Here is an 11,169-nt window from a genome sequence, read left to right as displayed (position 1 = left end):
TTTCTTTTAAAACATAGCTTATTTTTTAAATTTAAAAATCATCATCCTCATCTAAAGGTATTATATTTTCAGGATTTAATGCCGCTTTTTTGTTTTTATTTAAATTAAGCTTTTGGGTAGTAAAAGCAGCATGGTTATTTTTAGGTTTATTCACTTGCTTACTTGAAGTAAATTGATTTTTATTTAAAGCATTTAATCCTTTTACCATTAATGTTAAATTTTCAACCACATTTTCAAGTGTAGTAGCTTGCATTGTTAATTCTTCTGCGGCAGAGGCACTTTCTTCTGCAGTTGCAGCATTTTGTTGCGTAACAGATTCCATTTGACTTATAGCTTTATTTACTTGTTCAATTCCTTGAGCTTGCTCTTGGCTTGCAGCTGTTATTTCAGAAATAAGGTCATTTAATTTATTAACTCTAGTAGAAATATCAACTAATGAATTATTTACTTTTATTGAAACCTCACCGCCACGGCTTGATAATTGAATATTTTTTTCAATAATAGTTGCTGTGTTTTTAGCCGCATCAGCACTTCTTTGAGCCAAAGTTCTTACTTCTTCAGCAACAACTGCAAAACCTTTTCCGGCATCTCCAGCCCTAGCAGCTTCAACTGCTGCATTAAGTGCCAATATATTTGTTTGGAAGGCTATTTCATCAATTACTTTTATTATTTTTGAGATTTCAGAACTAGAATCTTTAATCTCGTCCATAGAAGTCATCATATCTTTCATTTCAGTACTTGCAATACCAGCTGCCTCATTTGCCTGATTTGCAAGAATTGAAGCTTGTCTTGTATTTTCAGTGCTTTGCATTACCATAGAAGAAGATTCATCCATGGTCGCGGAAACTTCTTCAATAGAGGCTGCTTGTTCTGAACTAGCCTCTGCAAGCTGCTGACTTGATGCAGATAATTGGATTGAAGCACCTGCAATCATTTTTGCAGCTTGATCTAGTTTATCTGAATTTATAGCTAATGGTTTAGTAATAGACAAAAGAATTAAAATATTGACTATTAATAATGCGGCAATTCCTACACATAAAAATATTAAAACAGATGTTTTAGTAACAGTATAAGTTGAGCTAAGAGCTTGACCATTATCATTTGCAAGTTTTTGATTAAAAGAAACTAGGTTATTTAAAGCTGAACTAGCTTCATCAAAATTAGAGGTTCCTTGCCCAGTCATAAGCGCCATTGCGGCATCTGTTTTTAAATCTCTGCTTAATGAAATAACTTGAGTGCTTATGCTCATATAATTATCCCATTTTGTTTTAACGGTATTTATTATTGCTCTATCCTGGTCATTTGTAATTAAATCGCTGTTATATCGTTGAATAAGTTGTTGTATTTGATTATTTTTATCGCTCATCATTTTTTCTAAATTTGCCATTTCATTTTTGTCAGTTGAAATGATATGTCTATATTGTAGAACCTCATAATCTGAAGTCAGTGTATTTATACTGTGTGCGGTATCAATACTAGGTATGCTATTTTTGACTATATAATCGGCATTTGTGTATACTTTACCAGTTGAGATAATGGCAACTAGGCCCATTGCTAGGAACATTACAAATGAAAGAACTATGCTTAATATGATTTTGTTTTTTACTTTCCAAGTATTAAAATTCATGATTTTTTATCCTCCGTTTATTTTAAGATTTTTGAAGACTTTCTTTTTCTTTTGCTGATAACATTTTTGTAGGGTCTAAAATTAAAATAACTTTATCTTTTATTTTGCCTATTCCTGTTAAATAATCTTCATTTGTATTTCCTAAGCATGCTTGTGGTAATTCTATATCATTATTATTTAACTCTAAAACTTCTGATACTGCATCAACTATAAGACCTATCAATCTAATTTTATCTGAAAAATCTATTTCTATTACTATTATGCAGGTTCTATTATTGTATGTTTTGCTTTCATTTCCTAGTTTTAATCTTAAGTCCATTACAGGAATAATTTTGCCCCTTAAATTAATGATACCCTTTATGAACTTAGGCATGCTTGGTACATGAGTTATAGTGAGCAAACCTATTATTTCTTTAACATTTAAAATTGGTATCCCATAATATTCATCGCCAAGGGTGAAAGTAAGGAACTTATTTAGATTTAATGACATTTTTTCGCCTCCAAACTTAATGAATTATTTACTTAAATTATTTATTATATCATCAACAATATGATTCAATGAAACAACTTTAGCTACTGCGCCTATTTCTATGGCTTCTTTAGGCATTCCAAAAACAACACAACTTTTTTCATCTTGGGCAATAGTATAAGCTCCTTCATTTTTCATGTGTAAAAGTCCTGAGGCACCATCCTTTCCCATGCCAGTAAGAATAACTCCAATTGAATTTCTTCCTGCATATTTTGCTACAGAATCAAAAAGTATTTCTACTGAAGGCCTTTGATGGTAAACAGTAGAACCTTGATTAAGCTTTACATAGTACACTGCACCACTTCTATTGAGTTCCATGTGCATATTGCCTGGTGCTATTAGCGCTTTTCCAGGTGATAGTATCTCCATATCTTCTGCTTCTTTTACTTCTATTTCACAAAGGTCATTTAACCTTTTGGCAAAAGATTTTGTAAAATGAGCAGGCATATGCTGTACTATTATTATAGGTGGTGAATTTGCTGGAATTCTTTCGAGTATTTCTCTTAAGGCTTCTGTTCCACCTGTAGATGCACCAATTGCAATAACTTTATTTGTAGTTCTTATAAGGGATTTTTTATTTGGTTTTACTAGATTATTAATTTTATTTTCCTTTATACCTATTTTCCAATTTGGTATTTTGGAAACCGCTATTATTTTTTCTTTAAGTTGCTCTATCATGTCAGTAACTGAATAAGAAACTGATGGTTTTGCTACCACTTCCAATGCACCATATTCTAATGCTTTAAGTGCTACGTCTCCTCCTTTTTCTGCGAGGGAGCTTACTACAATTACTCTAATTGGATAATATTTTAATAGTTTTCTTAAAAAAGTTAATCCATCCATTCTAGGCATTTCTATATCCAAAAGTACCACATCGGGTTTTAAACTTACTATTTTATCTCTAGCAAAATAAGGATCTATAGCCGTATCAACTACTACTATATGTTCACTTTTAGAAAGCTCAATGCTTAACATTTTTCTTACCATTGCGGAATCATCAACTACAAGAACTTTTATTTTATTCATGGAACTTACCACATCCCTACGTATTAATTGATTTTGAACATAGTCTCTACGTCTAATATAAGCGATACAGTGCCATCTCCAAGTATAGCTACCCCAGAGGCATAATTAATTGATGCAAATTCAGTATCTAGAGGTTTGGATACAATTTCTTGCCTTGAAAGTATCTTATCTACAGGCAATGCTATAAATTTTTGATCCATTTCTAGAATAACTACTTCTCTTTTTGATGATAATGCTTCATTTGCATCTATCCCCAATAGTTCAAAGGCACTAATGACAGGTATAACGCTATCTCTTATACGAAGAGCATGAGTTTTACCTTGCATACCAACCCAATTATCAGAATTTACTATATAAAATTCCTTAATAAATAGAGTTGGTATAATGTAGCGTCCACCAGCAACTTCAATAATTGTGCCATTGAGTACAGAAATATTCATAGGTATTTTTACTATAAAAGTACATCCGTTTCCTGGAGTATTTATAAAGTTAATTTTTCCACCCATGTGTTGAATTGTTTCTTCCACTACATTCATACCTACACCTCTACCTGAGATGTTATTTATTTCTTCCTGAGTAGAAAAGCCAGGTTTAAAAATAAACTTTATAATTTCATCGTCACTATATTCCTTGTTTTCATCAGCCATATTCAATTCTATAGCTTTTTTTAGAATTCTATTTGTATCTATACCTCTTCCATCATCTGATGCTTCAATGTATACATAGCCTCTTTTGCTATAGGACTTTATAGTTATATTTCCTTCTTTGGATTTACCAAGTTTTATTCTTTCTTCTTCATCTTCTATTCCATGAGAGACACCATTTCGAATCAAATGCATTAAAGGATCAAATATTTTTTCGGCAGCACTTCTATCAATTTCTGTTTCTTCACCTTCGATTACTACTGAAATATTTTTGTTTAATTCTGCAGCAGTATCCCTTGCAATTCGATGCAGACGATGTAGTGTAGGTTTTATTTCTATCATTTTAAGTGATAGAGATAGAGCTTGAACTTCTTTAATTAATTTAGAACTCCTTGACAAAGTAGTTGACATTTTAGTGTCATTTCCTAATTTCTCATGAAGCTGCTGTTCAAACTGTGAATTTAAAATAAGAAGTTCACTCAGCATATCCATTAAGCTATCTACTTTGGCTATAGGTATTCTTATGAAGCTGCCTTCTTGTTTTTCATTAGATTTATCTTGCTTTATATTTTTTAAAGTCGAAGTGTTTTTAGCATTTTCTATGTTTGGTTTAAATTGATTTGCATTCACTTCAGTTACTTCAGAAACAGTTAATAAAGCATTAACCAAGTCATTTATTTCTTTATCCGTGATGATTAGAAGCTTAATAGTATTACCGTTAAAATCAGAAGAAGCATCCTCTAAATTTTCTTCTGGAGAATATTTGGGTGTTGATTTTATTATGGAACCATGATTGCTAGCAACCTCAAATATAAGCCATGCACGAAGAGATTTAAGTAAGCAGCCAGAGTCTATTTCTATATCTATTATGTAAGGCATAAATCCTTTTTTTATATTTTCAGATATAAGAGCTAATAAATTGGAATCAAAACTAAATGACTCATCATCTAAATTTAAAATATCATTTTTTTCATCGTTTTTTAACGAAATACAATTTAAGGCTTTAATTATTTCGGTAATATCTATGTTTTTGTCAGAATTTTCCGAAATTATAACAGATAAACAATCGTTCAAAAAATCATTGCATGAATACAGAATATTGATAATTTTATCTGTCATTTCCTTTTTTTCGCTACGTACATCTTGAAGAATATCCTCCATTGAATGCATTACTTTTTCTATATTGCAAAATTCCATAGCAGCTGAATTGCCTTTTATAGTGTGTGCTACTCTAAAAGCGCTATTAATTACATTTTCAGAAGCACCATTTTTTTCGATTTTCATTAACGCTTCATTTAAGTTCATTAGATTTTCTCTTAAATCTTCTATGTAGCTTTCAAGTATTTGATTCATGTCTTTCCTTTCAACTCCTTGTAGTTAGGGTTAAGTTACTTCATATAGATTGCAGGACCAAGATATTTATAATTGTGTGTTTTATTTAATAAGCTTTCTGAATGACTAATAAATAATAGACCTCCAGGTATAAGCTGATTGTAAAATTTGTCTGCTAATTTTTGTTGAATAGCATTATCGAAATAGATCATTACATTTCTGCAAAATATAATATCAAAACCTTTTTTGAAGTTATAATCATTCATCAAGTTAAAATGTCTATATGTAATACTTTCCTTGATTTCTTCATTAACGGAAAAGGTCTCACCAGTTTTGTGAAAATATTTTAGCAAGATTGATTTTGGGATAGTCTCACAAGTAGCAAAGGAATATTTACCTTTAATGGCTTCTGATAATATCTTACTATCTATATCTGTAGCTAAAATTTTTACATCAATTTTGTTTCTAAAGCATTCCTTAAAAAATATTGATAAAGTGACAGGTTCTTGACCAGAAGAGCAACCTGCACTCCAAATTCTTATTTCACCTGAATTTAAAATCCTAGGATTATTTTTAAGAATTGTTTTTAAATTTTGTTCTATAAAATCAAAATGCTCTTTTTCTCTAAAAAATTCAGTGGTATTTGTAGTTATGTCATTTACAAATTGTTGAAAGTATTCTGCGGAATCTTTTTTTTGCAGATAACTTAAATGCTCATCGTAAGATTTAAGTTTTTGTTTTGCCATAGATTTATCAATTTTCATTTTAAATGTTTCACGTTTATTTTGGCTTATAAATATCCCTACTTTTTTATATAGTAAATCAGAATATTTTTTAAAGTGCATATCACTAAAGCTATCCATTATATCTCCAATCTATTATATAATAATTATTTCATACTAAATTTTCGTAATCTATGCGTATATCTGTATAGCATTGAGATAAAGTTAACAATGTAATTTTATGCATTATAGTTTTAAATAGGAAGGCTTTGCTGAAAAATATTATTAATTAATACTCAATATCATTAAAGTGGAAAGGTGAAAAAAACTATGATATAATTAAGAGCATATTAAGGGGGGACTTTATTTTATGAATATTTGGAAAAAGTTTTTAAAATACTATAAACCATATAGTTTTCTTTTTTTTATGGATATGTTTTGTGCAATAATTGTTTCTGTTATTGATTTATCTTTTCCAATTATACTTAATTATCTTTCAAAAACCTTTTTCTTAAAAGATAAAAGTATTATTTTAAATACAATTGGATATATTGGAATAGGTCTTGTTGTTATCTATATAGTAAAATATTTCTGTCAATATTTTATAGCTTCCTGGGGACATATTATGGGAGCTAGAATGGAAAGTAATATGAGGGAAGATTTATTTAACCATCTTCAAATACTTCCATTTTCATATTATGACAAAAATAATACGGGAGAAATGATGTCAAAGCTTATATCGGATTTATTTGATATATCAGAACTTGCACATCATGGTCCAGAAAATATATTTATTTCTGCATTAAAAATAATAGGTTCCTTTATTATTCTTTTTACAATAAATGTAAAAATGACATTGATTTTATGTGCAGTTACAGCAGTTATGGTGATTGTTGCTGTAGTTCAAAATAAAAATATGAAAAGAATATTTATGGAGAATAGAAGAAAGATTGCAGATGTAAATACAAGAATTCAAGACAGCTTATCTGGTATTAGAGTTGTAAAATCCTTTGCAAATGAAAAGCTTGAAAAGAAAAAGTTTAGTAAATCAAATGATAAGTATTTAGAAACAAAGGTAGAAAGTTATACAGCAATGGGAAAATATATTGCAGGAAATTCTTTCTTTCAAGGTGCATTGTATATATCAATAATAGTTTCAGGCGGAATATTTATAGCAAATGGATCGCTTAAAATTACTGATTTAGCTATTTATGCGCTATATATAAACATATTTATTAATCCTATAGATGTTCTTATTAATTTTACAGAGCAATTTCAAAAGGGATATGCAGGTTTTAAAAGATTTATTGAGGTTATGGAGACACAGCCAGAAATTAAGGATAAAGAAGATGCAGTAATATTAGAAAATGTAAAGGGAAATATAGAATTTAAGGATGTATCCTTTAGTTATGACCAAAAAGAATATGTACTTGAACATATAAATATAAACATACAAGCTGGTAAAAATATTGCTTTGGTAGGACCATCAGGCGGAGGAAAAACAACTCTTTGCTCACTTCTACCAAGATTTTATGATGTAACCAATGGTGCAATAATAGTAGATGGACAGGATATAAGAGATGTAAAGCTTGAATCTTTAAGAAACTCTATTGGGGTTGTCCAGCAGGATGTATACATGTTTGCTGGAACCATAAAAGAAAATATAGGTTACGGTAAACCTGGTGCTACTGATGAAGAAATAATTGAAGCTGCAAAAGAAGCAAATATACATGATTATATAATGCAGATGGAAAATGGTTATGATACTTATGTTGGAGAAAGAGGAGTTAGGCTTTCAGGTGGACAAAAGCAGAGAATTTCTATAGCAAGGGTATTCCTAAAAAATCCTCCAATATTGATTTTGGACGAGGCAACTTCAGCCTTAGATAATGAAAGTGAAAGATATATTCAAAATTCTTTAGAAAAGCTTTCAAAAAATAGGACTACAATAGTTATTGCTCATAGATTAAGTACCATAAGAAATGCAGATGAAATAATAGTTATTAACAATGAGGGAATACAGGAAAGAGGAAATCACAGTGAACTTCTGAAAAAAGAAGGAATATACGCGTATTACTACAATATGCAATTTGAGGGACTGGATTCAGTGAGTTAACTTATATAGTGAAAGGTTGATAAAGATGAATGAAGATAAAATTCCAAATCACATATACCAAATGTCAACCATAAATGCATTAGTCTCAGGGTTGTATGATGGCTGTGTGTCATTAAATAAGCTTCTTAAAAAAGGTGATTTTGGTTTAGGAACCTTTAAAGATTTAGATGGAGAGTTGACACTTTTAAATGGTATTTTTTACAGAACAAGACCAGATGGAAGCATGTATGTATGTGATAAAAATGTAACAGCACCTTTTGCTGTGGTAACCAAGCTTGAAAATTATAGTACATATGATATAGAAAAATGTGCTTGTTATAACGAGGTAAAGGAAAAGCTAGATAGTTTAATTGAAAGTAAGAATATATTTTATGCTTTTCATATAAAAGGAGAATTTGATTATATAAAAACAAGAACTGTTGTAAAACAACAAAAGCCATATAGGCCAATGGCAGAAGTGGTTAAAACTCAACCAATATTTGAATATAACAATATTGAAGGAGATATTATAGGTTTTAGATGTCCAGATTATGTAGAAGGCTTAAATGTCCCTGGATATCATTTTCACTTTATAAGTAAAGATAGAAAAATTGGTGGGCATATAAGTGAATGTGCAATAAAAAGTGCAAAAGTAATTGTACAAAACTGTTCTTGTTTTAGAATGGAGCTTCCAGAAAACGAAACCTTTTATAATATGGAAGCTGTGGATAGAAAAGATGAAATAAATAAGGTGGAAAGTTAGTATTGAGCTATAAAAAAGTGTTGGAATAAAAATCCGCACTTTTTTTATAGTTTTTTCATATTTAATTTGTATTTTTTATAAACTAAGTAACAAGTTTATACTTTGTTAATTGTATCTTAATTTAATTATTGATTTATAAATATATTGATATGTTAAAATTATGGAGAATTATATAAATTAAGATATGCAAAGGAGAAATGAATATGAGCACAGTAAGTAGTACAACAAATTCATCAAGCTTGTATAATGTTCAAGCTAATTCACAGGTTCAAGATGCACAAAGAGTTCATCATCACCATCATCATAAGAACCAATCACAGGATTCAGATTCAATTCAATTGAGTAACCAAACTTCTCAAGTATCAAGCACTGATCCTACTTCTAAAACACCAGGGATACTTGATAGTTTGGTAGCCAATGGAACAATCTCACAAGATCAAGAAACTGCTATTCAAAGTGCCTTTGAGGCTGCGAGGCAAGCAAATTCCATATCGTCAGGAGCATATGGTAGCAGTGGCAGCAAACCAACTAATCCAATAAGTGGTTTAGTAGCTAATGGAACAATTTCTCAAAATCAAGCAGATTCTATTCAAAGTGCTTTTAAGGCTTCACACCATCATCATGTAGCGCAGACACAAGATACAGTCCAAGCTGTAGACGGCTCAACTCAAGATGAAACAGATAGTTTAATACAAGCATTGAATAGTTTATCTCAGTCATCAGATACTTCATCAAGTGATGCAGATGACACTTTACTACAATCATTAGAGGATTTACCTCAAATTGATGCAAATAATTACTAAAAATAAAAGTGCGAAAAGTTTTCGCACTTTTATTTTTAGTTTCTACCCATAGCTTCTAAATATTCATCATAAGTCATTCTCTTATCAATTATTCCGCTGTCAGTTATTTCTATAATTCTGTTTGCAATAGTATCAATAAACTGATGGTCGTGTGAAGCAAATAAAAGATTACCTTTAAAATCACGAAGTCCATTATTTAAAGCTGTAATTGATTCAAGGTCTAAGTGATTTGTTGGCTGATCTAAAAGAAGAACATTTGCGCTGCTTAACATCATTTTTGAAAGCATGCATCTAACTTTTTCTCCTCCGGATAACACGCTCGCTTGTTTTAAAGCTTCATCTCCTGAGAATAGCATTCTTCCAAGGAAACCTCTTAGGTAGCTTTCTGATTTTTCATCTGAATATTGACGAAGCCAATCTACTAAGCTTAAATCGACATCATTAAAGAATTCAGAGTTGTCCTTTGGAAAATATGAAGTAGTTATAGTTATACCCCATTTAAAGCTTCCGCTGTCCGGTTCCATCTCACCAGTTAAGATTTTAAATAATGTAGTTATTGCAATTTCATTATCTCCTACAAAGGCAATTTTATCATCCTTTGAAACGATAAAGCTTACATTGCTAAGAACTTTTTCTCCATCTATTGTTTTGCTTATGCCATCCACTGTAAGTATGTCATTTCCAGCTTCTCTTTCAGGTTTAAAACCAACAAAAGGATATTTTCTGCTGGAAGGTTGAATGTCGTCTAAGTTGATTTTATCAAGCATTTTTTTACGTGAAGTTGCTTGCTTTGATTTAGAGGCATTAGCGCTAAATCTTGCGATAAAGTCTTGAAGTTCTTTAATCTTTTCTTCCTTCTTCTTGTTTTGATCCTTTGCCATTTGGAGAGCTAATTGGCTTGATTCATACCAGAAGTCGTAGTTTCCAACATATAATTTTATTTTTCCAAAGTCAACGTCTGCCATAGTAGTACATACTTTGTTTAAGAAATGTCTATCATGGGATACTACTATTACTGTACCTTCAAAATTTATTAAAAATTCTTCAAGCCAGTTTATTGATTTTATGTCTAAGTGGTTTGTAGGCTCATCTAGAAGAAGTATTCCAGGGTTTCCGAAAAGAGCCTGTGCAAGAAGAACTTTAACCTTTTCAGCACCGCCAAGTTCAGACATCATTTTGTTATGATAAGAAGTATCTATGCCAAGACCTTGAAGTAAGGTTGCAGCTTCAGATTCAGCTTCCCATCCGTTTAGTTCAGCAAATTCACCTTCAAGTTGAGAGGCTTTAATACCGTCTTCATCATTAAAATCTGGTTTTGCATATAGAGCATCTTTTTCCTTCATTATAGAATAAAGTCTTTCATTTCCCATTATTACAGTTTCTAAAACTTCATAAGCGTCATATTGGAAATGGTCCTGCTTTAAAACAGACATTCTGGTGCCTGAAGGAATTGATACATCACCTGTATTTGGTTCAATTTCTCCAGATAATATTTTAAGGAATGTACTTTTACCAGCACCATTGGCACCAATAACTCCATAGCAGTTTCCAGGGGTAAATTTTAAATTTACATCTTCAAATAGTTTTCTTTCTCCATATCTTAAACTTACATTAGTTACAGTTATCAC

The 11,169-nt window shown here is 30.7% G+C and carries 9 protein-coding genes; 3 read left to right on the top strand and 6 right to left on the bottom strand.

Going from position 1 to position 11,169, the window contains the following annotated elements:
• Positions 1-31 precede the first annotated feature (31 nt).
• The 5 genes from CUEA01_RS13240 to CUEA01_RS13220 are packed head-to-tail and all read right to left on the bottom strand — an operon-like array spanning position 32 to position 6,021.
• The gene (locus CUEA01_RS13240; protein ID WP_234122085.1) at positions 32-1,627 is read right to left on the bottom strand and encodes a HAMP domain-containing methyl-accepting chemotaxis protein; all 1,596 of its coding nucleotides are present in this window, start codon (positions 1,625-1,627) and stop codon (positions 32-34) included.
• 22 nt (positions 1,628-1,649) lie between these two features.
• Positions 1,650-2,117 carry a chemotaxis protein CheW gene (locus tag CUEA01_RS13235; protein ID WP_234122084.1) on the bottom strand — a complete coding sequence of 156 codons (468 nt, stop codon included), beginning with the start codon at positions 2,115-2,117 and terminating at the stop codon, positions 1,650-1,652.
• A 24-nt stretch (positions 2,118-2,141) separates the two neighbouring features.
• Positions 2,142-3,182 (bottom strand): protein-glutamate methylesterase/protein-glutamine glutaminase, encoded by a 1,041-nt coding sequence (locus CUEA01_RS13230; RefSeq protein WP_234122083.1) that lies wholly within the window; start codon positions 3,180-3,182, stop codon positions 2,142-2,144.
• A gap of 23 nt (positions 3,183-3,205) precedes the next feature.
• Positions 3,206-5,179, bottom strand: a complete 1,974-nt coding sequence (locus CUEA01_RS13225) for a chemotaxis protein CheA (protein WP_234122082.1) — start codon at positions 5,177-5,179, stop codon at positions 3,206-3,208.
• A 35-nt stretch (positions 5,180-5,214) separates the two neighbouring features.
• The gene (locus tag CUEA01_RS13220) at positions 5,215-6,021 is read right to left on the bottom strand and encodes a CheR family methyltransferase (protein WP_234122081.1); all 807 of its coding nucleotides are present in this window, start codon (positions 6,019-6,021) and stop codon (positions 5,215-5,217) included.
• A gap of 229 nt (positions 6,022-6,250) precedes the next feature.
• Between CUEA01_RS13220 and CUEA01_RS13215 the strand changes: the two genes are divergently transcribed.
• From CUEA01_RS13215 to CUEA01_RS13205, 3 genes are all read left to right on the top strand, one after another.
• Positions 6,251-7,996 (top strand): ABC transporter ATP-binding protein, encoded by a 1,746-nt coding sequence (locus CUEA01_RS13215; RefSeq protein ID WP_234122080.1) that lies wholly within the window; start codon positions 6,251-6,253, stop codon positions 7,994-7,996.
• Between the two features lie 25 nt (positions 7,997-8,021).
• On the top strand, positions 8,022-8,738 hold the full coding sequence (gene budA, locus CUEA01_RS13210; protein WP_234122079.1) for an acetolactate decarboxylase: 717 nt from the start codon (positions 8,022-8,024) through the stop codon (positions 8,736-8,738).
• 203 nt (positions 8,739-8,941) lie between these two features.
• Positions 8,942-9,541 carry a hypothetical protein gene (locus tag CUEA01_RS13205; protein WP_234122078.1) on the top strand — a complete coding sequence of 200 codons (600 nt, stop codon included), beginning with the start codon at positions 8,942-8,944 and terminating at the stop codon, positions 9,539-9,541.
• Positions 9,542-9,576: 35 nt separating this feature from the next.
• Here CUEA01_RS13205 and CUEA01_RS13200 read toward each other — a convergent pair whose 3' ends face one another.
• Entirely contained in the window at positions 9,577-11,169 is a 1,593-nt protein-coding gene (locus CUEA01_RS13200) for an ABC-F family ATP-binding cassette domain-containing protein (RefSeq protein ID WP_234122077.1), read from the bottom strand.

This window comes from Clostridium hydrogenum (genome assembly GCF_021432385.1).
Classification (GTDB): Bacteria; Bacillota; Clostridia; order Clostridiales; family Clostridiaceae; genus Clostridium_S; species Clostridium_S hydrogenum.
The sequence above is the reverse complement of the archived record's forward strand: the minus strand, read 5'-3'. Positions and strand labels throughout refer to the sequence as shown.

Excerpts from the sequence above, each read along its gene's own strand:
- CUEA01_RS13225 (WP_234122082.1), bottom strand. The coding sequence starts at position 5,179 with ATGAATCAAATACTTGAAAGCTACATAGAAGATTTAAGAGAAAATCTA.
- budA (WP_234122079.1), top strand. The coding sequence starts at position 8,022 with ATGAATGAAGATAAAATTCCAAATCACATATACCAAATGTCAACCATA.
- CUEA01_RS13215 (WP_234122080.1), top strand. The coding sequence starts at position 6,251 with ATGAATATTTGGAAAAAGTTTTTAAAATACTATAAACCATATAGTTTT.
- CUEA01_RS13220 (WP_234122081.1), bottom strand. The coding sequence starts at position 6,021 with ATGGATAGCTTTAGTGATATGCACTTTAAAAAATATTCTGATTTACTA.
- CUEA01_RS13235 (WP_234122084.1), bottom strand. The coding sequence starts at position 2,117 with ATGTCATTAAATCTAAATAAGTTCCTTACTTTCACCCTTGGCGATGAA.
- CUEA01_RS13205 (WP_234122078.1), top strand. The coding sequence starts at position 8,942 with ATGAGCACAGTAAGTAGTACAACAAATTCATCAAGCTTGTATAATGTT.
- CUEA01_RS13240 (WP_234122085.1), bottom strand. The coding sequence starts at position 1,627 with ATGAATTTTAATACTTGGAAAGTAAAAAACAAAATCATATTAAGCATA.
- CUEA01_RS13230 (WP_234122083.1), bottom strand. The coding sequence starts at position 3,182 with ATGAATAAAATAAAAGTTCTTGTAGTTGATGATTCCGCAATGGTAAGA.